Annotated in this window: 23 protein-coding genes and 1 tRNA gene; 7 read left to right on the forward strand and 17 right to left on the reverse strand. The window is 63.0% G+C overall.

Annotated elements, in window-relative coordinates; translation table 11 throughout:
• Positions 1 to 24: 24 nt before the first annotated feature.
• The 7 genes from VX159_RS09000 to VX159_RS09030 form a co-directional block, all read right to left on the reverse strand.
• On the reverse strand, positions 25 to 1,236 hold the full coding sequence (locus tag VX159_RS09000) for an IscS subfamily cysteine desulfurase (protein WP_371322554.1): 1,212 nt from the start codon (positions 1,234 to 1,236) through the stop codon (positions 25 to 27).
• A gap of 32 nt (positions 1,237 to 1,268) precedes the next feature.
• The gene (locus tag VX159_RS09005; RefSeq protein ID WP_371322555.1) at positions 1,269 to 2,429 is read right to left on the reverse strand and encodes a cysteine desulfurase family protein; all 1,161 of its coding nucleotides are present in this window, start codon (positions 2,427 to 2,429) and stop codon (positions 1,269 to 1,271) included.
• Between the two features lie 17 nt (positions 2,430 to 2,446).
• Entirely contained in the window at positions 2,447 to 2,944 is a 498-nt protein-coding gene (gene iscR / locus VX159_RS09010) for a Fe-S cluster assembly transcriptional regulator IscR (protein ID WP_371322556.1), read from the reverse strand.
• A 58-nt stretch (positions 2,945 to 3,002) separates the two neighbouring features.
• The gene (cysE, locus tag VX159_RS09015) at positions 3,003 to 3,752 is read right to left on the reverse strand and encodes a serine O-acetyltransferase (RefSeq protein WP_371322557.1); all 750 of its coding nucleotides are present in this window, start codon (positions 3,750 to 3,752) and stop codon (positions 3,003 to 3,005) included.
• A 94-nt stretch (positions 3,753 to 3,846) separates the two neighbouring features.
• Entirely contained in the window at positions 3,847 to 4,164 is a 318-nt protein-coding gene (locus VX159_RS09020; RefSeq protein ID WP_371322558.1) for a P-II family nitrogen regulator, read from the reverse strand.
• Positions 4,164 to 5,105 (reverse strand): sodium-dependent bicarbonate transport family permease, encoded by a 942-nt coding sequence (locus tag VX159_RS09025; protein WP_371322559.1) that lies wholly within the window; start codon positions 5,103 to 5,105, stop codon positions 4,164 to 4,166. The genes VX159_RS09020 and VX159_RS09025 overlap by 1 nt, the downstream gene beginning before the upstream one ends.
• A gap of 104 nt (positions 5,106 to 5,209) precedes the next feature.
• Positions 5,210 to 6,133, reverse strand: a complete 924-nt coding sequence (locus VX159_RS09030) for a LysR family transcriptional regulator (protein ID WP_371322560.1) — start codon at positions 6,131 to 6,133, stop codon at positions 5,210 to 5,212.
• Between the two features lie 235 nt (positions 6,134 to 6,368).
• Here VX159_RS09030 and VX159_RS09035 point away from each other — a divergent pair, with 235 nt between their 5' ends.
• Positions 6,369 to 6,617 (forward strand): transcriptional regulator, encoded by a 249-nt coding sequence (locus VX159_RS09035; RefSeq protein WP_371322561.1) that lies wholly within the window; start codon positions 6,369 to 6,371, stop codon positions 6,615 to 6,617.
• A gap of 510 nt (positions 6,618 to 7,127) precedes the next feature.
• On the opposite strand, the gene VX159_RS09040 is transcribed toward VX159_RS09035, so the two are convergent.
• Together VX159_RS09040 and VX159_RS09045 are read right to left on the reverse strand one after the other, a co-directional pair.
• Positions 7,128 to 7,454 carry a hypothetical protein gene (locus VX159_RS09040; protein WP_371322562.1) on the reverse strand — a complete coding sequence of 109 codons (327 nt, stop codon included), beginning with the start codon at positions 7,452 to 7,454 and terminating at the stop codon, positions 7,128 to 7,130.
• Between the two features lie 246 nt (positions 7,455 to 7,700).
• The gene (locus tag VX159_RS09045) at positions 7,701 to 7,997 is read right to left on the reverse strand and encodes a hypothetical protein (protein WP_371322563.1); all 297 of its coding nucleotides are present in this window, start codon (positions 7,995 to 7,997) and stop codon (positions 7,701 to 7,703) included.
• Between the two features lie 172 nt (positions 7,998 to 8,169).
• Between VX159_RS09045 and ompR the strand changes: the two genes are divergently transcribed.
• Together ompR and VX159_RS09055 are read left to right on the forward strand one after the other, a co-directional pair.
• Complete coding sequence (ompR, locus tag VX159_RS09050; RefSeq protein ID WP_371322564.1) at positions 8,170 to 8,907, forward strand: two-component system response regulator OmpR; 738 nt, start codon at positions 8,170 to 8,172, stop codon at positions 8,905 to 8,907.
• Entirely contained in the window at positions 8,907 to 10,238 is a 1,332-nt protein-coding gene (locus VX159_RS09055) for an ATP-binding protein (protein WP_371322565.1), read from the forward strand. Before ompR ends, VX159_RS09055 begins: the two co-directional genes overlap by 1 nt.
• Before the next feature lie 10 nt (positions 10,239 to 10,248).
• Here the strand turns inward: VX159_RS09055 and VX159_RS09060 are convergent, their stop codons facing one another.
• The 5 genes from VX159_RS09060 to ispD are packed head-to-tail and all read right to left on the reverse strand — an operon-like array spanning position 10,249 to position 15,502.
• A complete protein-coding gene (locus VX159_RS09060; RefSeq protein WP_371322566.1) occupies positions 10,249 to 11,088 on the reverse strand; it encodes an HDOD domain-containing protein in 840 nt (279 codons plus the stop codon).
• A complete protein-coding gene (locus VX159_RS09065) occupies positions 11,085 to 11,402 on the reverse strand; it encodes a hypothetical protein (RefSeq protein WP_371322567.1) in 318 nt (105 codons plus the stop codon). The genes VX159_RS09060 and VX159_RS09065 overlap by 4 nt, the downstream gene beginning before the upstream one ends.
• A complete protein-coding gene (locus tag VX159_RS09070; protein ID WP_371322568.1) occupies positions 11,399 to 14,305 on the reverse strand; it encodes an EAL domain-containing protein in 2,907 nt (968 codons plus the stop codon). Before VX159_RS09070 ends, VX159_RS09065 begins: the two co-directional genes overlap by 4 nt.
• Positions 14,306 to 14,324: 19 nt before the next feature.
• Positions 14,325 to 14,807, reverse strand: a complete 483-nt coding sequence (ispF, locus tag VX159_RS09075; protein WP_371322569.1) for a 2-C-methyl-D-erythritol 2,4-cyclodiphosphate synthase — start codon at positions 14,805 to 14,807, stop codon at positions 14,325 to 14,327.
• Entirely contained in the window at positions 14,804 to 15,502 is a 699-nt protein-coding gene (gene ispD, locus VX159_RS09080) for a 2-C-methyl-D-erythritol 4-phosphate cytidylyltransferase (RefSeq protein WP_371322570.1), read from the reverse strand. The genes ispF and ispD overlap by 4 nt, the downstream gene beginning before the upstream one ends.
• A 163-nt stretch (positions 15,503 to 15,665) precedes the next feature.
• On the opposite strand from ispD, the gene VX159_RS09085 reads away from it, so the two are divergent.
• On the forward strand, positions 15,666 to 16,925 hold the full coding sequence (locus VX159_RS09085) for an MgtC/SapB family protein (protein ID WP_371322571.1): 1,260 nt from the start codon (positions 15,666 to 15,668) through the stop codon (positions 16,923 to 16,925).
• A gap of 165 nt (positions 16,926 to 17,090) precedes the next feature.
• Here the strand turns inward: VX159_RS09085 and VX159_RS09090 are convergent.
• A tRNA-Asn gene (locus VX159_RS09090) sits at positions 17,091 to 17,166 on the reverse strand.
• 172 nt (positions 17,167 to 17,338) lie between these two features.
• On the opposite strand from VX159_RS09090, the gene parE reads away from it, so the two are divergent.
• Genes parE through VX159_RS09105 form a run of 3 tightly spaced genes read left to right on the forward strand, consistent with a single transcriptional unit; the run spans position 17,339 to position 22,654 of the window.
• The gene (gene parE / locus VX159_RS09095) at positions 17,339 to 19,300 is read left to right on the forward strand and encodes a DNA topoisomerase IV subunit B (protein ID WP_371322572.1); all 1,962 of its coding nucleotides are present in this window, start codon (positions 17,339 to 17,341) and stop codon (positions 19,298 to 19,300) included.
• A 27-nt stretch (positions 19,301 to 19,327) separates the two neighbouring features.
• Complete coding sequence (locus VX159_RS09100; protein WP_371322573.1) at positions 19,328 to 22,360, forward strand: CHAT domain-containing protein; 3,033 nt, start codon at positions 19,328 to 19,330, stop codon at positions 22,358 to 22,360.
• Positions 22,361 to 22,375: 15 nt separating this feature from the next.
• Positions 22,376 to 22,654: a hypothetical protein gene (locus VX159_RS09105; protein WP_371322574.1), complete on the forward strand. Its 279-nt coding sequence runs from the start codon at positions 22,376 to 22,378 to the stop codon at positions 22,652 to 22,654.
• A 91-nt stretch (positions 22,655 to 22,745) separates the two neighbouring features.
• On the opposite strand, the gene VX159_RS09110 is transcribed toward VX159_RS09105, so the two are convergent.
• Together VX159_RS09110 and VX159_RS09115 are read right to left on the reverse strand one after the other, a co-directional pair.
• Positions 22,746 to 23,978, reverse strand: coding sequence for a methyltransferase (locus VX159_RS09110; protein ID WP_371322575.1), 1,233 nt, complete (start codon positions 23,976 to 23,978; stop codon positions 22,746 to 22,748).
• The gene (locus VX159_RS09115) at positions 23,978 to 26,176 is read right to left on the reverse strand and encodes an ABC transporter substrate-binding protein (protein ID WP_371322576.1); all 2,199 of its coding nucleotides are present in this window, start codon (positions 26,174 to 26,176) and stop codon (positions 23,978 to 23,980) included. The genes VX159_RS09110 and VX159_RS09115 overlap by 1 nt, the downstream gene beginning before the upstream one ends.
• Positions 26,177 to 26,184: the final 8 nt, after the last annotated feature.

Here is a 26,184-nt window from a genome sequence, read left to right on the forward strand (position 1 = left end):
ATCCGAATAACCAGCAGTCAATCATCAATGCGCAGCCCACTGCACGGTGCTGAGGTCGACACCGTCCTGCACCATTTCCCACAGCGGTGACAGTTCACGCAGCTTGCCGACCTTTGATTTCAGCAAGGCCACGGCATAGTCGACTTCTTCTTCAGTGGTAAAGCGGCCAATCGAGAAACGGATCGAGCTGTGCGCCAGTTCATCGTCGCGACCAAGGGCGCGCAGCACATAGGACGGCTCAAGGCTGGCCGAGGTACAGGCCGAACCGGAAGACACCGCCAGGTCCTTGATCGCCATGATCATCGACTCGCCTTCAATGTAGGCAAAGCTCATGTTCAGGTTGTGCGGTACACGCTGTTCGAGGTCACCGTTCACGTAGGTGCACTCGATCTCTTTGAGGCCGTTCAGCAGCTTGTCACGCAAACGACCGACACGGGCATTTTCCTCAACCATTTCTTCCTTGGCCAGACGGAAAGCCTCGCCCATGCCGACGATTTGATGAGTTGCCAGGGTGCCGGAACGGAAGCCGCGCTCGTGGCCACCACCGTGCATCTGCGCTTCCAGGCGGATGCGCGGCTTGCGGCGGACATAAAGGGCGCCGATGCCCTTGGGACCGTAGGTCTTGTGCGCCGAAAAGCTCATCAGGTCGACCTTGAGTTTGGCCAGATCGATGTCGACCTTGCCGGTCGCCTGCGCGGCATCGACGTGGAAAATCACGCCTTTTTCACGGCAGATTTCACCCATCTGCTCGATCGGCTGGATCACGCCGACTTCGTTGTTGACGAACATCACCGAAGCCAGCACGGTATCCGGGCGAATCGCCGCCTTGAACACTTCAAGATCGACCAAGCCGTTTTCCTGCACATCAAGGTAGGTCGCCTCGAAACCCTGGCGTTCGAGCTCGCGAACGGTATCAAGCACCGCCTTGTGTTCAGTTTTGACCGTGATCAGGTGCTTGCCCTTGGTGCCGGCATAGAAATTGGCCGCGCCCTTGATCGCGAGGTTGTTGGACTCGGTCGCACCGGAGGTCCAGACGATTTCCTTCGGATCAGCATTGACCAGCGCCGCAACCTGCGCCCGCGCCGCCTCGACCGCTTCATCAGCTTCCCAGCCGAAAGCATGGGAGCGCGAAGCCGGGTTGCCAAACTTCTCGACCAGGTAGGGGATCATTTTTTCGGCGACACGCGGGTCGACCGGGGTGGTTGCCGAGTAATCCAGATAGATGGGGAGTTTCATCGTCATTCTCGCTCAGGTCGGTTTCGATATTTTCAGGCAGCGTTGAACGCTGCCAGTCCTTGCAGGCTTCCGACGGTGGCCTGCAGGGCGTTGATGAATTGTTCGATATCGGTCGCAGCAGTGCTGCTACCCAGGCTGACCCGCACTGCGCCACGCGCAATTTCGGGTGCCACACCCATCGCCTGCAACACATGCGAAGGCTCGGGATTGGCACTGGAGCAGGCGGCACCGCTGGCCACGGCAAAACCGGCACGATCCAGCTTCCCGACCAGCGTTTCGCCGTCGATTTCGGCGAAGGCGAAATAGCTGGTATTAGGCAAACGCTCGCTGTCGACCGCGAAAATACGGGCGCCCAACGCTGTCAGGCCGAATTCGAGATTGTCGCGCAATTTCCGCAAACGTGCCGACGTTTCGGCAAGATTAACCGCTGCAAGTTCCGCTGCCTGGCCAAAACCGACAATTGCTGCGACATTTTCCGTGCCGGAGCGCAAACCACGCTCATGGCCGCCACCGGCGATCAACGGCTGCAATTCGACCCGCTTGTCGAGAATCAGTGCCGCCGCACCTTTGGGACCACCGGCCTTGTGCGCCGACACGGTCAGCGCATGCACACCGGCTGCATTCAGTTCGCGAAACGACAGCGGCAGCTTGCCCAAAGCCTGCACCGCATCGCTGTGAAACCAGGCGCCGCAGCCCTTGGCCTGCGCTGCCAGCGCCGGAACAGCCTGCAATGCCCCGGTTTCGTTGTTGGCCAGCATGACCGAGAGCAACTTTGGCCGCTGCGCCAGCACATCACCGAAGGCAGCGGCTTCGACTCGCCCGCCGGTATCGACCGGAAGTTGTCGGACATCCCATCCCTGCCGAGCCAACTGCCCTGCCGGTTTGAGCACACAAGGATGCTCAATCGCCGAGATACCGAGCACACCGGGCCGCAGACAAGCGGCAGCGCCCTTGAGGAACAGATTGTTGGCTTCCGAACCGCCACTGGTAAACACCACTTCGGTTGGATGCGCCCCCACTGCCGCAGCAACTTGCTGCCTTGCCACGTCTACGGCACGCCGGGCGGCACGCCCGTATTCGTGGCGGCTCGACGGATTGCCAAACTGGTTTTGCAGCCAGGGCAGCATCACAGCAAGCACCTCCGGCAACAGCGGAGTGGTGGCGTTGTGATCGAGATAAACCGGGGCAAACATTAAAACCAAATCTCCGCTCAGGCCGCGACAGCCTTCTCCGCCTTGCCACGGCGCGGCAACGGCCCCAGCCGCTGATCGGCCAGCACGGCCAGGGTCGGCGTCGCCTCCTTGGCTTTCTGACGATTGACCAGATCCGCCAGCGACACCGAAGACAGGTATTCGTACATCTTGGCATTGAGCGTGGACCACAAATCATGGGTCATGCAGCGGTGCTCGTCCTGACAGTTTTCCCGACCGCCGCACTGCGTCGCGTCCAAAGGTTCGTCAACGGCCCGAATGATGTCGGCAACGGTCAGCCGGTCGAGCGGCTTGGCAATACAATAACCACCACCGGGGCCACGCACGCTATCGACCAGCTGATAGCGACGCAGCTTGCCGAAAAGCTGCTCCAGATAAGAGAGCGAAATCTGCTGGCGCTCGCTGATGCTGGCCAGGGCAACCGGCCCATTCTCGCTGCGCAGAGCCAGATCAATCATCGCGGTCACCGCGAAACGGCCTTTGGTGGTTAAACGCATTTCGACTCCCTTGGTAATAACCTAGTATTACGGTCAACTATACCCAAGACAGACAAAATTAGTCAACTATTTTACTCAGGTATTGCGGATCAAAATGGTCAGCCGGCTGCACCTCTTGGTCGCAGCGAACCCCCTGTGCTTCGAGTTCGCGCAACAAAGAGGCCAGACGCCGGTCTGTTTCAGCTGCGTGATCAAGCAGGCCATGAATTGCCTTGGCCAGTGGATCATCCTGATCGCGAGCGACGGCATAAGCCGAAAAGCCCATTTTCTCAGCCTGAGCTTCGCGCTCACGGCTTTCACGGTCGATGATCCGGGCCGGATTGCCGACGGCCGTGGCTCCCGCCGGCACCGGTTTGGTAACCACGGCATTCGAACCGACCTTGGCCCCGGCTGCAATGGTGATCGGCCCGAGGACCTTGGCCCCGGCACCCACCACCACGCCATCTTCCAGCGTTGGATGGCGCTTGCCCTTGTTCCAGGAAGTCCCGCCCAGCGTCACGCCATGGTAAAGGGTCACGTCGTCGCCAATCTCGGCAGTCTCGCCGATCACCACGCCCATTCCATGGTCAATGAAGAAGCGCCGGCCGATGGTGGCCCCGGGATGAATCTCGATCCCGGTCAGCATCCGCGAAAGGTGGGCGGTGAACCGCGCCAGCCAGCGCAGGCGATGCCCCCACAGCCAGTGCGCGATGCGATGCATGATCAAGGCATGAATACCGGGATAACAGGTGAGGACTTCCCAGAACGAACGAGCCGCCGGGTCACGGTCAAAAACCGCACGAATATCCTCACGCAAGGGCCGGAACATGGCGCCTGATCTCCGATGAATTAAAGGGAGATTCTAAAATACTCGACTGAATTTGTCAGCTATTGAACCTGACCACGCGCCAATCGAAAACCAATCAGAATTTTTCCTGGCGCAGCACCTGCACCTCGCTGAGGTAGCAGACCATGGCATAGTCGGCAAAATAGCGGTGCTGCAAATGGCGTGCAATCACTCGCCCGGTTGCCAAGTCACAAAGAATTTCAAAGCGCACATTACCACTGTGGTGCCACGATGCATCGCGGCGCCCATGGCTGCCGCACCCGCGCGCATCAATCACGGTGTAGCCGCGCGCACCCAGACGCATCGCATCCTCGGCAACCAGGTTTTCCAATTCAGCCTCGCAAACCACGGTCAACAACTTCAGGGGATGAAAATCCGGATCTTCGGTCAGCATTACAAAACTCCTTCAGTGACGCCGGCAAGCCAGTAATAGACCGGAATACCCAGCGTCAGGTTGAACGGAAAGGTGACACCCAGCGCCGCACCGATCGAAAGCCCGGGATTGGCCTCAGGTACAGCAATCCGCATCGCCGCCGGCGCCGCGATGTACGAGGCACTGGCATAGAGCGTGGCGAGCAGGGTTTTACCGCCCAGACTCAAATCGAGCAAGCTGCCGGTGAGCACCCCAAGCAGGCCGCCAAACAAAGGCATCACCACCGCGAAAACCAGCAGAAAACTGCCGGCGCGGCGCAAGTCCCCGAGCCGCAGCGCCGCAACCAGACCCATTTCCAGCAGGAAAATGGCCAACACCCCCTTGAATAAATCGAAGAACAAGCGATCCAGCGGCTTGATTCCTTCGTCGCCGGCAACCCAGCCAATCAACAGACCGCCTAATAGCAGGACAATGCTCTTGCCGGCAAACACCTCGTGCAGCACCTTGCCCATCGGCACCCCGCTCTCGCCACGACGGGCCAGCCACATACCGATCATCAGCGCAGGAAATTCGAGCAAGACCAGGAAAATGGTCATATACCCCTCGTAGTCATGCCCCCTGGCCGCCAGATAAGTCGCCCCCACCGCAAAAGTCACGACGCTGACCGAACCGTAGTGAGCCGCAATCGAAGCGGCATCGGCCCGCGGCAATCGCCCGAGACGATGCAACAAGGGAAATGCCACCAAGGCCAGTAAAGCGCCGACCGTAACCACCACCAGCGCCGGGAACACTAACGAAGCCACGGGATAGCGGGCCAGTTGTACGCCGCCCTTGAGGCCAATCGCGAGCAGAAGAAAAATGCTCAGAGAATCATAGAGGACTGCCGGAATGCGCAAATCGGAGCGCAACATCCCGGCGGCAGCCCCCAACAGGAAAAACAGGATGACAGGTTCGAAAGACATGCGTAATCAGACAACAAAGCCGGCTTCGCCGACGACGCGCCGACTATCCTGCAATGCAATAATTTAGTCCAATTAAAGTTTTGTCGAATTCAATTTATAAACGCTTATACGAGCTCAGACCCACTGGCTGCTGCCGCCGCCCGCAACCGCAACAACTCGTCGAGAAACGCCTGGGCTGGCAGGGAAAGCACCTTGCCAGCCAGGTGGACAACATGCCAGGCATGCGGCAAAGGAAAACCGGCCACATCGAGAACAGCCAGGCCGTAGCGCCCAGGATCAGCCCCCAGAACATGCCGCGACAACACCGCCAAGCCCATCCCGGAAGCTGCCAGATCGCGGATTGCCTCGTTGCTTCCGAGTGCCAGCCGGACCCGTAATTCAATCCCCTGCTGCAACAGGAATTTATCGATTGCGTGGCGCGAACCAGACCCTGGCTCACGCAATAAAAAGGACTCTCCCGCCAAATCCGGCAACGCATGGCGACCGCCCACCGCCCAATGTCCCTGCGCAGCAACCACCACATGCTCGTTATCAAGAAAGGGATTGACCACGACATCCAGATCGGCCGGCGGATAGGACATCACGTAAAGATCGTCCTCATTCCCGCGCATCCGCTCCAGGATGCGCGCCCGGTTGCCGATTTCCAGCTCGATCTCGACCTCGGGATAGCGGCGGCAAAAATCGCCCAGCATCCGCGGCAAAAAATACTTGGCGGTCGTGACCAGCCCGACCCGCAAACGCCCCCGCCTCATCCCACGAATTTCTGCGAGTGTCGAATCGAAACGATTCCAGACATCGTCGATTCCGCGCACTGCCGCCTGCAACGCCTCCCCTGCCGGCGTCAGGGAAATTTCCCGGCCGATTTGTTCAAACAACGGCATTCCGACCGCTTCGGCAACCTGCCGCACCTGAATCGAAACCGCCGGCTGGGTCAGATGCAGTTGCACCGCCGCCCGGCTGAAGCTGCGACTGCGCGCAACGGCAGCAAAGGTTTCAAGTTGGCGGAATGTCAGTTTGCGCCTAAGCATAAGCAACCCCCCAAACCAATTTCAAATAGATAAACAAAAGCTTATCAAAATCAAACTGGTCGATTAGCGAAAAAAAATGTTGCAATGCACAACAAAATACCCTATAATGAAAATGAATGAGTCTCCAAAGTTCCACGAACCCCAACCCGTTGAACCAGGAATCCGCCCGCGGCAGCGGGCTTTTTTGTTCGCGCCCTTTGCTACTTCGTGGCCAGGCTGGCGCAAAGGAATCCAGATGACGACGACCAAAGTGCTTGAGCAGCTCAAAAAACACGGCCAATTGCTCGACTCCGAGATTGCCCGCGCTACCAAACTGCCGCTGGCAGAAGTGCAAGCCTCGATCATGGAATTGTCGGCACTTGGCGAAATTTCCAAGTGCAGCGTGACCAGCTACGTCAAGGGACGCCCGGTCGAGCACCTGCAATGCCGGATTTCCGGCTACGTCCCCCGCCCTGCCCCCGGGCGCAAGCCGGCAGCCCGTTAAGCCCTCGCCCTGGCGGTGCCAGGGCCTGTGAGCGCGCGAAAACAGCGACACACTCCGGATACGGCAAGAACACTCCGCACCGGAACGCCAACCGGCGCTTTCCCTGACCCGCCAAGCCAGGAAAAAACTCTCCCGGCAGGGTTACTCCCTGTGCGGCCTTTGCGGCGGCTGACCGAACCATGCCCCAAACATTTGCACCGACCCAATCGGCCTTCCTGCCGCCCTGATCGTCGAGGCCCAGCCCTGGTGCCGTCACCGCAGGCGCCTCCAGCTTGGTCACAGCACATCGTTCGCGGGCCTGATCCGCACGGTGCCAGCCGACCCAAACTCAGCAGCCCAACACGGTAGCCCCACGATCGGCCAGCCCTGCTTTGACTCAAGGGCACCTCGACCGCGATCCGGATCGCAGCGATACGGGCGAGTATCGGGAAAGATCGGCCACAAAGCCGGACCTGCCAAGCGACTGCTGAAGGCCGGTTAACTCGCCCGGCCTGCAACGAACGCGACAACTCAGCGACTTTTTACCGCCGCAGCACGCCCCAGCACTGCGGCGACCTGCGGGTAATAGACCAGACAACTGGTCTGCAGCAAGCGGCCAATCCGGACGGCCTCGGCAATTTCGCGCGCGGCAGCGGACTGAGCGAGCAATCCCGGAAAATTCTGCCGCGCCTCAAACAGGCTGAAAATATGCTGCAACAAGCCAGCGCACTGCTGATACTGCTCCGGATCCAACCGGGCACGGCGACTGTCGCTATCGCAGGCATCCAGATAGGCGGCCGCCCGTCCGGCCACAACTTCAAAAGCCTTGAGGCTGGTAGGGTTGAGCGTCTGAGCCATGATTCCCTCCTGTAGCGGGTGACACGCGAAACAAGCGACCTTGAATCTATAACGTCCGTTATAGCCAGCGGGTTGAGTCCGGGTACAAAAACCACACCATCAGCCAATAACGGTCACGTGATGAATCCGTGTTTTCACTATGCCGAAAGCGAACTCAAATTTGTGGCAGAACTGCAAAAACACGGTCGACCCGATAAATACCGATGTTTCCAAGTTAATCCAGCAAATAATGCGCCAGGCAGATATTCACCGCTGCGGTGGCCGCTCATGCCAGTGTGGACGGGGGCCGCGGGGCTGATCAGGAGAACGCTCGCGCATCTCGTTCCGCAAGCGCTGCCGCTCCTCCGGCGGCAGGTCGCGCCAACGTGGCCCGGCATCACCGGCAGACTGGCCACTCTCCTGCAACCAGTGCTCACGCATTTGCTGGCGCATCTGCCTCCGCTCTTCGGGTGGCAGGTCACGCCACCCCGGCTGCGCCCGCAGGCCAACGCTGCCGATCAGGCAGAGCAAGGCAAAACAGGCGCGGAGGCGGAATGATTTCATCGGCGAAAAATCTGGCAGAGCCAATCAGGAAAGAAGCGGTACGAACATTGTCGGCGCTGCCGCCGTTCCCCGCGGCAGCGAATTGTAAAAGAGTTTTTCCCCGGCCGACGGATGGCAAAGCTTGTTACCATTTGCTCTGCTGCCGCTCCGGCAGCGCCTTATTCTCTGCCGCATGAACGAAAACGGACACCACCTGCTGGTCGTCGATGACGACGCCCGCCTGCGCGACCTGCTGACCCGCTATCTTGGCGAACAGGGATTCACCGTCAAAGCCGTTGCCGACGGCCCCCAGATGGACAAGGCCCGCAGCCGCGAACATTTTCACCTGATCGTCCTCGACCTGATGCTGCCGGGAGAGGATGGCCTGGCCATCTGTCGCCGCCTGCGCGGAGGCGGCGACCTGACGCCAATCGTGATGCTGACTGCCAAGGGCGATGAAATCGACCGTATCCTCGGCTTGGAAATGGGGGCCGACGATTACCTGCCCAAGCCTTTCAATCCCCGCGAACTGCTCGCCCGCATCCATGCCGTGCTGCGCCGCCAGGGCAATCGCCCCCCCGGTGCCCCCGACGACGATGCGGCTCCCGTCCGTTTCGGCAATATCGAGGTTGACCTCGCGGCGCGCGTTCTCAAGCGCAGTGGCGAAGTGCAAAACCTGACCACCGGTGAGTTCGCGGTGCTCAAAGTGTTGTTGCAACACCCGAGCCAGCCGCTGTCGCGCGACAAGCTGATGGCTCTCGCCCGGGGCCGCGAACAAGGCCCGTTTGACCGTGCCATCGATGTCCAGGTGTCGCGACTACGCAAGCTGATTGAACCCGATCCGACCCAGCCGCGTTACCTGCAAACGGTCTGGGGCTTCGGCTACGTATTCGTTCCCGATGGGGCAGCCCGGAACGGCGACAACCGCTAATGCCCAACTCACTCCTCGCCCGCACCTTTTTGTTGCTGGCGCTACTCGCACTGCTGACCACGACGGCCTGGCTGTCACTCTTCCGCCACCTTGATGCCGAGCCCCGGGCTCGCGAGTCGGCGCAGCTCGCGGCGTCCACGGTCAACCTGATCCGGGCTGCCTTGTTCGCAGCCACTCCGGAAAAGCGCCCCGGACTGTTTGCCGAACTATCACAGCGCGAAGGTCTCCGCCTATTGCCAGCGGAACCCGGGGACCAGGTCGAGGCCATGCCAGAGGGTCGTTTCTTCCAGCTGCTGCAAGGCGAAATCAGCGCTCGCCTCGGCCCGCAAACCCGCATTGCAGCAGCTGTCGACGGCGTCCCGGGATTCTGGATCAGTTTCCGGCTTGACGAACAGGACGACGACGAATACTGGCTGGTCCTGCCCCGCGACCGCGCTCGTCGCGACTTCACCCGACAATGGCTGCTCTGGGGCCTGCTGGCTACCGGCCTGTCATTGGCAATTGCCTGGCTGATCGCCTCGCGGATCAGCCGCCCACTCAAAGCCCTCGCGGCGTCGGCCCGCTTGGTCGGCAGCGGCCAGCAGCCGCCGCAACTGCCGGAAACCGGCGCTGAAGAATTACGCCAACTGGCAGCAGCGTTCAATGCCATGGCGGGTGATCTGGCCCGCCACGAAAAGGATCGCTCCGAAGTCCTCGCCGGAATTTCGCACGATCTGCGCACGCCGCTGACCCGGCTGCGGCTGGAAGCTGAAATGTCGATCGCCGACTCTGCAGCGCGCGACGCCGCCGTGGCTGACATCGCGCAAATGGAAACCGTAATTGCGCAGTTCATGGACTACGCCCGCTCGGAGGCCGGCGAAACTCCGTTTAGCTGCGCCCTCTCGCCGCTGCTGGCGACGCTGGTCAGTCAGCGACGGGCGCTCGGCCAGGATGTCCATGGCGAACTGGAGGAACTCCCTGCCTCCGCCCTGCGACCGCATGCCATTCTGCGCGCCGTTGCCAACCTGCTCGACAATGCCTGGAAATATGCCCACGACAGCGATGGCCGGAGCAGCCGGATCGACTTGCTGGCGAACCTGCAGGCAGGGGAAATCAGGATCGAAGTCGCCGACCGTGGCCCGGGCATTCCGGAGAGCGAGGTCGAACGCCTGAAGCGGCCGTTTACCCGACTGGAGGATGCACGCACCGACGCCCTCGGCGCCGGGCTCGGGCTGGCCATCGTCGAACGAGTGGCACGCCTGCACGGCGGCCGCCTGGAATTGCTGCCCCGCGCCGGAGGAGGCCTCCGAGCCCGCCTCTGCCTGCCCCTCCGCGAGACCGATTCAGGCTGAGTTGCCGCGCTCAGGCCAGGGCGGCGCAGGTCTCTTCCATATCCTGCACGACCTGCGGCAGAATCGCGGCGATTTTGGCAGGCGTCATCGCCAATCGCTGCCAGGCAGTCCGATCGACCGGCATCACCAGCTCCCGGCGAGCCCCGGACAGGCCCAACCCACGCGCCACGGCATCGGCTACATGAATCAAGTCGGCCAGTGAATCGGCGGTCGCTGCCGCCGGCGCATGATGGTCTGCCAGTGCAGCCCGCAGGCTCTCCGGGAAACGCCAGTTTTCGGCGAGCATGCCGCCCACCGTAGCATGATCGATGCCAAGCAGGTCCCGCTCGGCCACCACCATGAAGCAGTCGTGCTGTTCGCGATAGGCCAGCGCCGCCGCCAGCTCGGCCGGAAAATTGGCGGCCAGCGCCAATTGCCCGAGATCGTGCAGGATGCCGCCAGTAAAAGCCATCTCCGGATTGCGTTCGCAACTTCTCGCCAGCGCCCTCGCCACCAGACCGGTCGCCACGCCGTGCCGCAAATAGCCACGGAAGTCGAAGCCTGCGCAATGGTCAACCTTGAACAGTCCGGTTACACCGACCGCCAGGACCATGCTCCGCACGGCCCGGAAGCCGATCACGACCACGGCTTCGTTGATCGATGCAACCTTGCTCTGCAAACCGTAAAAAGATGAGTTGGCAACCCGCAGAACCCGCGCAGCCAGGCCCTGATCACGGCTGATCAGGCGGGCGATGGCACTGATATCGACATCTTCGTTGTCAAAGGAGGTCAGCAGTTCGGTCACGGCCGCCGGCAGGGACGGCAGCTGCTGCAAGCGAGCCAGGACCTGATCATTGCTCAGCAGATTCATGGCTGATCCTTGAGAAATTCAAACAGGGTCTGGCGCAGCAGCTGGGTTTCCAGCCCTTCTCCGGCCAGTTTGAAGCGCTGCTCAAGTTCGGCGGCGATCCGCGCATGCCGGGCTTCGCGTTCTGCCGGATCTTCTTCGAGTTCGTATTCAACAACCACGGCAAGGACTTCGCGCCGGACCAGCGCAGCCAGCAAACCGGCATTCAATTCGGCGCCGAGCGGGACCAGCACCCGTCCTTGCGCATCGCTGACATTTTCTGCCAGGATCATCCCGGGCACCGCCTCGGCCAGCGGCAATTCGCGTTTTTGCTTCACCCTTTCAACTCCTCAAGCACCAACAGGCGACCGCCTCCACTCCCAAGACGGAGCGGGTGCCAGCCGGCGAAAAATTGCCGCGCCCCCAAGTTGACCGTGGCACTGCCGTTCATATCAGCCAAGATCGGCATGGTTTCAGCCAGAGGCAGGCCAATGCACAGACCGGACTCGCCGAGACACGCAAGCGCCCGGTCATTGGCCATGACCACCACGCCTTCATCGTCCACGCCCAAGACCGGCCACGGCAGCTGGCTGACAATGTCCTCAAGCAGGCGGGCAGCCTGACCGCCCTGCCCCTGCAAGCGACGATTTTCCTCAAGCAACTCGCGGCGTTCGTGCTCGACACGCAGCAACTGCCGTTCGGCCGCCTCGATTTCCTGTTGCAATTGCCGATGCTCATCTGCCAGATGACTCTGGCTCAGCGTTTCCTCAAGCAGGCTGCGCAAGGCGACCGGATCGAGCGGCACCGGCAGGATGCGCACACGCCCTGCCAGCGCGGGCCGGTTCAGTGCCGGCAAGGCCAGGCAAGCTGCATCGGCAAGCAGGAAACCATGACACTGGGCCTGGCTGTGAAATACTTCGTTGAGCAATGCCAAGGTGTCGTTACCTGGCATCGGAGCACCACAAATCACCACCTCTGCCCGATTGCTGGACAGCCAGGCCGAGGCGGTCGCACAATCAGCCACCACCTCGACCCGATGGCCATCGCGGCGCAAGGCATCCAGGGTGTCACCGGGCGCGTCGACGGCAACAAAGAGCAGCAACGGCTCGCGCGTCGGCGACCGCAGCAGATTGCCGGGCAGGGCTTTGCCGGAACGCAGCAAATCGGCCATTTCATCAACCGGCAACGGTCGTGAAAAGAAATAGCCCTGGATCACATCGCACTGATGTGAAATCAGCAGCGCCAGCTGCTCGGCGGTTTCGACGCCTTCGGCCACCACCTGCAGCTTGAGATGGTGCGCCATGGTGATCACCGCCCGCGTGATCGAGGCATCATCGGCATCGGCGGCAATATCCTGAACAAAGGAACGATCGACCTTGACCGTATCGAGGGGAAAGCGCTTGAGATACGCCAGGCTGGAGTAGCCGGTACCGAAATCGTCGAGCGACAAGGTCACGCCCATGGCCTTGAGTTCCCCCAGCAGCACCACCGCCGCATCGGCGTTTTGCATCAGCATGCTCTCGGTAATTTCAAGATCGAGCATTGCCGGTGGCAGTTCGCTATCGGCCAAGGCTTGCGCGACATCACGCAAGAGCGTATCCGATTCGAGCTGGCGCGCCGAAAGATTGACCGAAACGCTGGGCAACTCCAGCCCTTCGGCACGCCAGGCCAGCATTTGCCGGCAGGCCTCCTGCAGCACCCAGCGCCCGACTGGCAGGATCAGGCCGGTTTCTTCCAGCAAAGGGATGAACTGGTCGGGCGGCACCAGCCCGCGCCGGGGATTGCGCCAGCGGATCAGTGCTTCGGCACCGACAATACGACCACTGGTACAACAGGCCTTGGGCTGGTAGTAGAGCAGGAACTCCTGGTTGAGAATGGCATTGCGCAGATCGGTTTCCAGGTACAGCCGATTGCGCACATCGCTGTGCATCGACGGTGCGTAGGCCTGGTAGTTGTTGCGCCCCTGCTTCTTGGCCTGGCGCATTGCCGCCTCGGCATTGGTCAGCAGTTCGTGCGCATCCTTGCCGTCATCCGGAAAAAACGCGATGCCGATACTTGCGGTGGCAAAAACGTCCTGCCCCTTGACCCGAATCGGCTGGATCAGGGTTTCGATCACCCGACGGGCAACGATCCCGGCCTGCTCCATTTCCGAAACATCGGGCAAAAGCGCAGCAAAGACATCGCCGCCGATCCGCCCGAGCACGTCGGATTCGCGCACCGAACCGGACAGCCGCCCGGCGATCTGGCGCAGCAACTCGTCACCGGAAAAATGCCCGAGAGTCTGATTGAGCTCACGGAAATGGTCGATATCGACCAGCAGGACAGCCAATGGAAAATTCTTGCGCCGGGCCAGGGCGATCTGCTGCCGTGCCTGATCGTAAAACATCAGCTGGTTCGGCAAGGCAGTCAGCGAGTCGAAGTGGGCCAGGCGAATCTGATCGCTCGCTCCGACAAAGACTTCGGTCACATCAGTGGCGATGCCGCCGACACTATTCAGCTGGCCGCGCTCGTCATGTACCTCGAAGGTCCGTACGTGCAGCCAACGCAATTGTTCCCCCGGCCGCACAATCCGGAAACGCTGATCGAGCCCGCCGTAGGGCCGTTCGGCCAATGCGCTGCGCAAGTCGGCCAGATCTTCGGGATGGACGTAGCGCAGGCCGTCTTCCGGATCGGCATATAAATCCTCGACCCGATGACCCCAAATCTGCTCGTAGGCCTGATTGACGAAGGTGACCTGGCCGCTGGCCACGTCGGTGAGCCAGTAACACTCAGGGATATTCCGCGCGAGTTGCAGGAAGCGCGCCTCACTGCAATCGACCGGCTGATCGCGCCGGCATTTGAGCGGCAGACCGCACTCGCGCTCGACCACGCCGAGCAGGCGGGCCGGATTGCTCTTGAGCACGAAATCGCACACCCCGCCGGCCAGCAGTTGCGCCGGCAATTCGCTCTGATCACGGTCGACGGTCAGCACCACCGGAATTTCAGGAGCCTGCTGGCGCAAAATCTGCAGCAAATCGGCCACATCGACGCCCGGCAAGCGCCCCGCCAGCAACGCAATCGCCCAAGGGCCGTTGGCCAGGGCCATCCGCAATTCATCGTCCGTGATCGCAAAACAGGACTCCAGGGCATAACCACGCCCCTGCAAGACCCGTAACAGGCGCTCGCCATCCTTGCGGTCGGCCTCCAGCAACAAGATCCGTAAACCTGCCGTTGGCGACAAACCGAGTGATTCAATCTCCATCAAACACCCCTCCCAGGGTTCAGGGCCGGCGCTCGATCAGCACCACCGCCTGCGCTTCGATGGCCTCCTCGCGACCGAGATAGCCCAGTCGCTCGTTGGTCTTTCCCTTGATATTGACGCAATCCCGGGGCAAACCCAGGTCGCTCGCCAAATTGTCGACCATCGCCTGGGCAAAAGGTGCCAGCTTTGGCCGCTGCGCGATCAGGGTTGCATCGACATTCACCGGCTGCCAACCACGCTCGTGCAGCAAAGTCACTGCGGCCCGCAGCAAGACGCGACTGTCGGCCCCCTGATAACGCGGGTCGGTATCGGGAAAATGCCGACCGATATCGCCTAGTGCAGCCGCCCCGAGCAGCGCATCGGTAACTGCGTGCAGCAGCGCATCGGCGTCGGAATGCCCGAGCAGGCCCGTGACATGCGGAATTTCGACGCCGCCGAGAATCAGCTTGCGCCCCTCGACCAGACGATGCACATCGTAACCCTGTCCCACCCGAAAATTCATTTGCGCCCCCGCAAGATCATCGCTGCCAGCACCAGATCGGCTGGATAAGTCACCTTGAGATTGGTCGAATCGCCGCGCACCAGACGTGGCGCCATACCATCCCCCTCGATCGCCCCGGCCTCATCGGTCACTTCGCGACCGGCAGCACGGGCATTTTCCAGCGCCCGGCAGAGTCGACCGTAGCGGAACATCTGCGGCGTCTGTGCCTGCCACAAACCATCGCGCGGCTCAGTAGCTGCAACCCGTGCGGCGGCATCGGCCCGCTTCAGGGTATCGGCCACCGGCACGGCCAGAATGCCGCCAACCGGGTCGCTCGCCAGTTCGGCAAATAGCGCCTGCAGCATCGCCTGCGACAAACAGGGCCGGGCAGCGTCGTGCACCAGAATCCAGTCATCGTCGGCAGCCACCATTGCCGCCGCCTTGAGCCCGTTACCGACACTGGCCGCGCGGGTAGCCCCGCCGCAGCGCAGGGTCTCCAGCTTGCTGCCCAGTTCAGACCAGTCGTACTGCGACCACCAGTCGTCCTCCGGCGACAGCACTACCCACACCCGCTCGATCTCGGGACAAGTCACCAGAGTTTGCAAAGTGTGAAAAATCAACGGCCTGCCGAGCAGGTCGAGGTATTGCTTGGGCTGCTCGGCACCGAAGCGCGAACCGCTGCCGGCAGCGGGAACAATTGCGAAATGACGTTGCATCCAGTAATTTTACCCAAGAACACCGCCAACAGAGGCTTTCGAGCAAGCAGCACCACACGGAATTGCCATTGGAATTAAGTGCTTACCCAATCGAAATACCCCCCGGAGCTGCACCCCGGGTAGCCGCCCCTTACTCCAAGCCAAGCGCAGGAACAGAGTCAAAATGAGCTACGTCGCCCCTGAACTGGCCACCCCGGTTCTCGCCTTCTCCACCGCCCTCGGGATCGGCCTGCTGATCGGCATGGAGCGCGAACGCCGCCCCGATGCAGCAGCCGGCTTGCGCACCTTCGCGCTAGTATCGATGCTCGGCTGTCTTTTTGCGATGCTCGGCGAACGCGCCGGCGGTGGCCCATGGATGCTCGCCGTCGGACTGCTGGTGATCGCAGGCGCGATGATCGCGTCCAATTTCTCGACCCAGCAAGAAGAGCAATATCGCGGCTTCACCTCCGAAGCCGCGATTGTCGTCACCTACGGCCTGGGCGCTGCCGTCTGGTACGGCTACTCGACGCTGGCGGTAATGCTGGCCATCGCCACCACCGTCCTGCTCTACTTCAAGGCCGAACTCAAACATATCAGCGAACGCACCACGCCCAAGGACATCAACTCGATCCTGCAATTCGGCGTGCTCTCGATGGTCATCCTGCCGATCCTGCCCAACGAAGACTTCGGCCCCTACGAAGCCTTCAACCCGCGTCAGGTGTGGTGGATGGTGGTCCTGATTTCCGGCCTGGCCCTGGCCGGTTACCTCGCCCTGCGCATCATCGGCGCCCGCCACGGCGCCGCAGTCCTCGGCATTTTTGGCGGTTTGGCGTCGTCGACCGCAACCACCATGATGTTCTCGCGCCACGCCAGCGAACACCGTCACCTGGTACGGATGGCGGCAATCGTGATCCTGATCGCCAACGTGATGGTGATGATCCGGCTGTGGCTGGTTGCCGGCGTGGTTGCGCCGCAACTGGCGGGAAAGATCGCCACGGTTTTCGCCTGCGGCATCGTCCCGGGGGTATTGATGGCGCTCTATGGCTGGAAAATCCTTGCTGAAGCCGGCGAACTGCCGATGCCGGAAGTGAAGAACCCGACCGAACTGAAAACCGCCATTTCCTTCGGCCTGCTTTACGCCGGCGTACTGCTGGCCTCCGCCTGGCTGCAGGAAATTGCCGGCAACAGCGGCGTCTACATCGTCGCCCTCGCCTCCGGCCTGACTGACGCCGACGCCAGCGTGCTATCGACGCTGCGGATGTTCAACCTGGAAAAAATCGCCGGCGGTGAAGCGGTGATCGCGGTCACCCTGGCGCTGATCGCCAACCTGATTTTCAAGATCGGACTGGTGATCTCGATCGGCGGCAGCGCGCTCGCCCGCCACGCCCTGCCCGGACTGCTGGCGATTGGCGCCGGGATGGGACTGGGCCTGCTGCTAGCCTGAGCACAACGAGCCCCGCCACGCCCGACGGTACAAAACAAGCAGGTGTTCGGGCTCCCGACAACCGGGTACGCAGTGCTGCAGCGGCCCCGAGCGGAGAGCGACACGACGGGGGCAAGCCGCACAAATAGAAACGCCCGCAAGGCAATCTTGCGGGCGTCTGAATTTTGGCTCCCCGACCTGGGCTCGAACCAGGGACCTACGGATTAACAGTCCGGCGCTCTACCGACTGAGCTATCGGGGAATCGAAGCCAGCATTATAGGAATCGCCCCAGGTAGCGTCAAGGGCTTTTACGGAAAATCACCCAGTCGGCGACAGGCCAGCGGCTGCGCCCCTCGCCGCCTGCCGGGCGAGCCGGTAGAATCCGCTGCCCGGCCATTTTCACGGTCGACTCCGTTTTTTTGTGATTTTGCCCATGACCGATTACTCCGCCGCCTCGATCCGCGTATTGAAAGACCTTGAGCCCGTCAAGGAACGCCCCGGCATGTACACCCGCACCACCTGCCCGACCCACATCGTGCAGGAGGTGATCGATAACGCTGCCGACGAGGCTCTGGCCGGTTTTGCCAAACGGATTTCAGTGAGGATCGCCGCCGACGGCCTGATCGAGGTATCCGACAACGGCCGCGGCATCCCGGTCGACATCCATCCCGAGGAAGGCAAGCCGGCGGTCGAACTGGTGTTCTGCAAGCTGCACGCCGGCGGCAAGTTCAACAAGAAGGAATCGGGCAACGCCTACCGTTTCTCGGGCGGTCTGCACGGCGTCGGCGTCTCGGTCACCAATGCGCTGTCCACGCTGCTCGAAGTCGAGATCAAGCGCGGCGGCGGCGTGCATCGCATCGCGTTCTCCGAAGGCTTCGTCACCGAGCCGCTGACCCGGATCGGCGAGGTCGGCCCGCGCACCAGCGGCACCACCGTGCGCATCCGCCCCAACGGCAAGTATTTCGACTCGCCCAAGGTCAACCTGGCGCAACTGGAGCATCTGCTACGTTCCAAAGCCGTGCTGATGCCGAATGTCACGGTCGACCTCGAAATCGAGGCAGAAAACGCGCCTCCCATCAAAAAGATCTGGTGCTACCAGAACGGGATGGCCGACTACCTCGGCGAATTGATGGCCGGAACACCGGTGGCGCCGATTTTCGTCGGCGAAAAATACGTCGAGAGCGACAACGGCTTTGCCATCGGCGAAGGTGCCGGCTGGGCGCTAGCCTGGTTCGAGGAAGGCGGCGGCAAGCCGGAAAGCTACGTCAACCTGATCCCGACCCTCGACGGCGGCACCCACGAGGCCGGGCTCAAGGCCGGCGTGTTCGAAGCGGTCAAGGCTTTTGCCGAACACCACGCGATCCTGCCGGCCAAGGTCAAGCTGGCGCAGGACGACGTTTGCGGGCGGATGACCTTTCTGCTTTCGGCCAAGGTCCTCGACCCGCAGTTCCAGGGCCAGACCAAGGAAAAACTGACCAGTCGCGACGCCTACAAGTTGGTCGCGCAAATGGTCCGCGACCCCTTCGAACTGTGGCTCAACAGCCACGCCGAGCACGGTAAGAAGATCGCCGAACTGGCGATCAAGGCGGCGCAAAACCGGATGAAGTCGGCACAAAAAGTCGAGAAGAAGAAGTCCTCCGGCATCGCCACCCTGCCCGGCAAGCTGACCGACTGCGAATCCGATGACCTCAGCCGTAACGAACTCTTCCTGGTCGAGGGCGACTCGGCCGGCGGGTCGGCCAAGCAGGGCCGCGACAAGGAAACCCAGGCCATCCTGCCGCTGCGCGGCAAGGTGCTCAACACCTGGGAAGTCGACCGCGACCAGTTGTTCAAGAACAACGAAGTGCATGACATTTCGGTCGCCGTCGGCGTCGACCCGCACGGCCTGGAAAAAATCGACGAAGTCGACCTCTCCGGCCTGCGCTACGGCCGTATCGTCGTGATGTCCGATGCCGACGTGGACGGCAGCCACATCCAGGTGCTGCTGTTCACCCTTTTCCTCAAGCACTTCCCGGCGCTGGTCGAAAAAGGCCACATCCACGTCGCGCAGCCGCCGCTGTTCCGGGTCGATGTCGAAGCCCGTGGCCAGACCAGGAAAATCTACTGCCTCGACGAAGCCGAAAAGCAGCAGACCCTGCACAAGCTCGGCGAAGAAGGCGTCAATCCCAACAAGATCAGCGTTTCCCGCTTCAAGGGTCTGGGCGAAATGAATCCCGACCAGCTGTGGGAAACCACGCTCTGCCCCGACACCCGCCGCCTGGTCCCCTTCCAGGCCGACCGCGCCACGCTGATCGAAATGGCCAACACCTTCAACCTGCTGATGGGCAAGGGCGAAGCCGCCGGCCGCCGCGCCTGGATGGAAAAGGACGGCGGCCTGGTCGAGGCCGACGTCTAGCCGGCTGTCCCTACTGGAGGAAGAACCATGCCCCGCCTGCCCGCCCTTGTTCTCCTCTGCCTGTTGCCATTGTTTGCCGGGGCAGCCCCGGAAACCCCTGCCGGCAAGAGCAAGCCACGGGTCGAAGAAGTGCTGGCGGCGTTCGACAGCCAGCCGCTGGAACTGGAAAGAATCGCCAAAGCGCGGCAGGCGGCGCAGGCCGAGATTCCGGCCAACGGCGAACCGGCGCAGTTGGCGCGGCAATACTGGGCGCGGGCACGGGCCAATGGCGAACTCGGGCTGGTCGGCGCGCAGCTGGCCGATATGCGGCGAGTGATTGAATTTGGCGGCGGCGATGATCCGGGACGCGCCTGGCGCGAACTGGGACAAGCCGAATTGCTGGGCGGCGATCTGCTCAAGGCCATTGAAGCTCGGCGCCAGGCAATCAGCCTGACCCCGGCCAACCAGCGCGGCAGGCAACTTGGCGATCATGTGGCACTGGCCGACTATTACCGCCGCCTCGGGCAGTTTTCGGCCGCCCGGCAACAGGTCGAAGCCGCTGAAAAACTCCTGCCCATCCTGCGCAACGGCAAGGGCTGGGCCGATAACCAGTACGCCTGGCAAATGCAGCTGGAAGATGCCCGTGGCCGGGTCGAGTTCGCCGCCGGCCACTACCAGGAAGCCGAAGCACGCTTTCGCAAGGCGCTCGACTGGCTCGACCGCGAAGCCGAGCAAAATACCCTGCGCCAGGCCGACGGCAAAGCCGGCACGCCGGCCTATCGCCTCGACAACCGGCGCGACGGACTGGAAAACTGGCTGTCGCAAAGCCTGTGGAAACAGGGGCGCCTGCACGAAGCCGAGGTACATGCCCGCAACGCCGCTTACAACAGCCTGCGCCGGGGGGGCGAAGACAGCCTGCAGGCCGCCACCAATACCCAGCAGTTGATCGGCATCCTCTCCGAGCAGGATCGGCTGCCGGCAGCCCTGCAACTGCTCGAACGCACACAACGCACTTTCGACCGCCAGGGTTTGCCGCCGACCGCCTTTTTCGTCGCCCGCAACCAGCGGCTGCTGGGCAATACCTTGTCTGGACTGGGGCGCTGGCAGCAGGCTATCGAAGTGTTCGAAAAAAATCGCCAGGCACTGGCGGCAACGCCTGAACTGCAGGAACCGCTGGCCGGCGCAACGCTCGGCTGGCTGCGGGCGCTGATCGGGGTCGGGCGCCTCAGCGATGCGGCGACCATGGGCGAACAACTGCTCGCTGCGCATACCGCAAAGCTCGGCCCGAGCGCCTATGAAACCCAGGAGGTACGCGCTTATCTGGCCAGCGTGCTGGCCCGGCAAGGTCGTCGCGACGAGGCCTTGCCGCTGTTCCGCGAAGCCCTGGCAACCCTGCTGCCGGAAGCTGCACAGGCCGACCGCTCGACCCGTCGCTTCCGCCGCCTGGCCTACCTGATCGAAAGCTACCTCGCCCTGCTTGCCGAGATTCGCCGCAGCGGCGGCGACCCGGCTCGCGACGCGACGCTGGTCAGCGAAGCTTTTCGCATTGCCGACGCACTGCGCGGCCAAGCCGTGCAACAGGCAATGGCAGCCTCGGCCGCCCGCGCCGCTGCCGATACCCCGGCACTCGCCGCCCTGGTGCGCGAAGAACAGGACGCCCGCCACGAACGCGATGCGCTCAACGCCATCCTCGCCGACCTGATGTCGCGCCGGGCCGACCAAACCCCGACTGCGATCATCGGCGAGATGCGCGAACGGGTAAGCCGGCTCAATCAGCAGTGGCAGCAACTGGGCGAGCGGATTCGCCGCGAGTTTCCCGATTACGCCGAGTTGGTGACCCCGAAACCGGCGACGCTGGCCAACATCCAGGCAACACTGCGGCCAGGCGAAGCCTTGCTGTCGCTCCTTGCCAGTGAAGAACAGACCTATCTGTGGGCGATACCGGCCCGCGGCCAGGTCGCCTTCGCGGCCGTACCGCTGCCGCGGGCAACACTGAACCGCGACGTTGCCCGCCTGCGCGCCGCGCTCGACCCGGGCGAGGTCGAACTGGAGAAGCTGCCCGCTTTCGATGGTGAAACCGCGCACCGCCTGTACACTCAATTGTTACAACCAGTCGCCGCCGGCTGGCAAGGTGCCGAGCATCTGATCGTTGCCGCTGGCGGCAGCCTCGGTCGCCTGCCGCTGAGCCTGCTGCTCAGCGCGCCGCCGCCGGCCGGCAAGCAGCCACCTGCCTTTGCCGAATACGCCGCCTGGCCCTGGCTGGTCAAACAAATGGCGATCAGCCAGTTGCCGGCAGCCAGTTCGCTGCCGGTACTGCGCGGGATGCGGCCGGGAGCGGCGCAGCGCCTGGCACTGGCCGCCTTCGGCGACCCCGATTTTGGCGAAATTTCACGGTCGACCGCAAAAGGCCGGGCTTTTCGCTCGACGTTGCGCAGCCAGGGCGAAGCTGCCCCGCTCTCGGATTACAGCCGCATTCCACCGCTGCCCGACACCCGCGACGAAGTCCTGGCTCTGGCGCGCATGCTTGCCGCCGACCAGAGCCGCGACGTCTTCCTCGGCCGTGAGGCCAGCCGGCAGAAGGTGCAGCAAACCCCCTTGCACAACCGCCGGGTGATCGCCTTCGCGACCCACGGACTGCTTGCCGGTGAGTACCCCGGCGTAGACCAGCCGGCGCTGGCGCTGGCCAATCCCGGTCACGGCGAACACGGTCTGCTGACCCTCGACGATATTCTCGGTCTCAAGCTCGACGCCGACTGGGTGATCCTTTCCGCCTGCAACACCTCGGCCGGCGACGGTCAGGGCGGCGAAGCGGTTTCCGGACTCGGGCGCGGCTTTTTCTACGCTGGCGCGCGTTCGCTGCTGGTCACCCATTGGCCGGTCGAGACCGTCTCGGCCCGCGAACTGGTGGTCGGCATTTTCCGTGCCCTTGCCGCCCGCCCCGAACTGCCCCGCGCCAAGGCTCTGCAAGCCTCGATGCTGCAGGTGATGAGCCGGCATGGCAACGAAGGCGGTTTCCGTTTCTCCTACGCCCACCCGATGTTCTGGGCCCCCTACGCCCTGGTCGGCGACGGCGGCCGCTAACCCGAAGACAAGCCGATGAACAAGGAAAAGATTCTCGCCGCACAAAAAATCATGGTTCCCCTGACCCTGCTGGTCCACCTCTGGGTGGTGGTACACGGTCATGCTGCCGACGGCGCACTGTGGGGCACGCTGTACTTCGTGCTCTTCGTCTATGCCGAACTGTATTGGGCCTGGCGCAGCTTCAACGAAAGCGGATTCAGCCCCTTCTTCGTCTGCAGTGCCTTGGCCGGGCTGTGGTGGCTGTTCCTGTTCGCGGTGCGCTACCGCGACCGCCGCGCCGGCAAGGCTGACTGAAGAACGACCGCCAACCGCCGGTCAGGGCTGAGGTTCAAGCCCCGATCACCGGGCCACCCACGGTCGACCGTAGCCGATGGCCTTTTTGCGGCTAAGCCAGGCGCGCCGATAGCAGCAAATTGCGCGGCGTCAGTTCGCGGGCACAGAAAACGCCGAGGCGCACCGCGTAGCCGCGCTCCTCAAGATGTACGGCGAGGTCAAGCGCGAGCCAGATTTCGAGTGCCCGGCGGAAAGCGTGGCGGACCACCGAATAGCGCATCAACTCATCGCGCCGCCGCCAGCCGGCACGTTCGCACTCGGCCAGCACGGCGGCGGAAGGCAGCGGCAAGCCCTCGCGCGGGCACAGGTAGCCCATGCACTCGGCGAAGGAAGCGCGCAGCCAGGCATCAGGCACCGGCTTGAAATTCCGGTAGTCGCCGGCGCCGCCCTGCGCGCAATCGTACAGCCGGCGGTAATGGTCAAAACCCAGCTTCCAGGCCAGGGCCTGGTCGCGCAGCCGGGTTTCGCGGGCCCCGGCGGTCACTGTCTCGGTCACCGCCAGGCGGGTGTCGTCGCGGCTCAGGCGCAAGGCCAGCGGCGCGGCCAGCGGCTGGTAATGCGTCTCCACCCCCCGGTAATAACAGCAGGGCGCGACATCAAGGGCGCCAACGCCGCAGCGGGCACCCTCGCGGATCAGCCGGCGATGCAGTTCGCCGCAGGCGTGCAGCGCCACTGCATGCTCGCCGCGACGCGGCCAGTCGCTGACCGCCAGCGCATCGGCGTGCACGAAATCCTGCCCGGCCCGCGCCCGCGTCGCCAGCGCGGCGCCGGCGGCGCATAGCCCGGCGTCGAAGTCGAGGCTGTGCACCGGCACCTGCCAGGAGAGTGCCAACAGCCGTCCGAGGTGGCCCTTGCCGCCGCACCAGTCGAGCACCGGGCGCTGCGCCTCCGCCGCTGCCAGGCCGCTGCGGGCGGCGTTGGCGGCGGCGGCAAAGGCCTCGATCTGCGCCTTTTTGCGGCCGGGGATTTCCCAATCCCAGAAACTGTTGGCCGGCGGTTGTGCCGGCTGCGCCGGCAAGTCGGACAAGGCGGTCAGCGCCAGCAGTTCGCCGACCTCGGGCAGATGCGTTGCGAGCAGGCGCAAGGCGGCGGCACCATCGTCGTTGAGCCGGGTCACCTCGGTCTCGGAGAGCGCCAGGACTTGCGCGGCCAGCGCCGGCCAGGCCTGCGTCCACGCCGGTTGCAATTCGCGGAAAGGCTGCGGTTGCCAGAGTTCGCGCCAGGCATGCAGCTGTGTATCCAGACAGCGCCGCCGCTCGGCCGCGCCCCACTCGTTGCCGGCCATCAGCGGGCGGCCCGCCGTTCGCGCCGACGATAGCCGAGCCAGGCCGGAACAATCGCCGCCAGCAGCAGGGCGAAGCCGGCCAGCAGCGGCCAGAGCACCGGCAGGTTCCAGTCGCGCCGCGCCTGCTCACGGTCGACCACGTCGATCCGCTGATATTTGAGGATGTTGTTGCCGACATCGCTGGGTTTGCGGTTCTTCAGCCAGCGGTGGCCCAAGGTGTAACTCTTGGGGTGGAAGCCGAAGACCCACGGCGCGTCGTGCTGCAATTGCCGGTTCATGCGGCGGATGATGCCCAGCCGCTCGGGGGTGTTGTCCATGTGCTTCATTTCGGCAAACAGCCGGTCGAACTCGGGACTGGCGTAGTTGGCGGTATTTTCGCCGCCGGTGGCGACTTTGCTTTCCTTGCCGTCGAGCAGGAAGAAGAAATTCTCCGGGTCCGGGTAGTCGGCGTTCCAGCCCAGGTAGTAGAGTTGGACGTTACCCTTCTTCAGCTTGTCCTGGAAACGGTTGAAGTCGGTCGGACGGACCACCAGTTGCACGTCGATCTTCTGCAACTGGCGGACCAGCCAGTCGAGCCGCGACTTTTCGCCGGCACCGCCGCCGGTGGTATCAAGGTAAAGCACCAGCGGCTCGCCGCTTTTGGCGTGGCGGCCGTTCGGATAGCCGGCCTCGGCGAGCAGGCGCCTGGCGACCTCGACCGGCTTGCGCCTGGGTTTTCCCTCGACCCAGTCATAAACGTAGGGATTGATCCCGGCCTGACCGTCCTCGAAACCGAAGATGCCCGGTGGCAGTGGCCCTTGTGCCGGAATGCCGCGACCGTTGGCAAAGATCGAGATGAATTCCTCCTGGTCAATCGCAATTGCCACTGCCTGGCGCAGCTTGGCTTGCGTCTCGGCCAACCCGCCGACCACCGGGTCGAGCAGATTGAAGCCGAGGTAAAAGGTCGAGGCCTTGACCGAGGTCAGCAGGCGGATGCCCTTGGCCGCCATTTCGTCGCTGAGGCCGACGTCGCCGTCGATGCCAATGCGCACCGCCTGATCAAAGCTGTCTGACGAAATCCCGGAAGCGTCGTAATAGCCTTGCAGGAACTTGTTCCAATAGGGAATCGACTCCTTTTCGCGGGTAAACACCGCCGCGTCGAGCAGCGGCAGCGGCTGGCCACAGTCGGCGAGCAAACCGGCCGCACGGTCGCCGGCCTCGCCCTCGCAGGGATAGGTTTCGCCGTGGAAATTGGGGTTGCGGCTGAGCACCATGCGCCGGTTGGGGTCGTTCTCGGTGAGCATGAACGGGCCGGTGCCGACCGGCCACCAGTCGAGCGTCAGGTTTTTCTCGGCCATGCCCGGCTGGGCATAGAAACGGTCCACCTCACGTGGCACCGGGGCAAAAAAGGGCATTGCCAGCCAGTAGAGGAATTGCGGATATTTGCCCTGGATACGGATGCGCCAGGTGTAGCGGTCGATCTTCTCAACGCCGCTGAGCGGGAAGGCGTCGAGGTCCAGCCAGTCGTCGGCGGTGGCCAGCTTGCCAGCTTGCTTGCCCGCCTGTTTACTCGCTTCACCCAGCGCGTCGCCCAGGGCTTTGAGACCAACGATCTTGTCGGCCATCATCCCGTAGATCGGCGAATGCAGGCGCGGATGCGCCAGCCGCTTGAGCTGGTAGATGTAGTCGTCGGCGACCAGTTCGCGGCTGTCCTGCTGCGGGAAGTCGGCCGGCGACTGGCGCCCGGCGGCGGCATTTTTGCCCAGATATAGCGGTTGACCGTGACTATCGCGGGCAAAGGCCGGATGCGGCTGGTAGCGGATGCCGGGCCGTAACTGCAACTCGTACACGCTTTCGGCAATCTGCCCGGCGGCGGCCGTGGCCGGCAATTCGCGGCCAGCAGCATCGAAGAAACGCGGTTGCGGCACCCGGGTCAAGGTCGCCGGAATCAGTTCGTAAGGCCGCTTGAGGTAGTGATATTGCAGCGGCGGCTCGTAGATCTGGCCGGTGAAAGTCGCCTCGTCCTCGGTGTAGGACTGCGCCGGGTCGAGGTGCTTGGGCCGCTCGCTGAAGGCGGTGTACAGCACCTGCCGCCCGGCCGGCTGCGCGCCACCGGCCGGTGGATAGGGGTCGTTCCACGGCGGGCTGCAGGCCGCCAGCAGCCCGGTCAGCACGCCGCCCACCGTGCGCCACAACCATGCCCGCAGCCGCTGGTTCATGCTGCCCT

This window comes from Dechloromonas sp. ZY10 (genome assembly GCF_041378895.1).
GTDB classification, from domain to species: Bacteria; Pseudomonadota; Gammaproteobacteria; order Burkholderiales; family Rhodocyclaceae; genus Azonexus; species Azonexus aquae.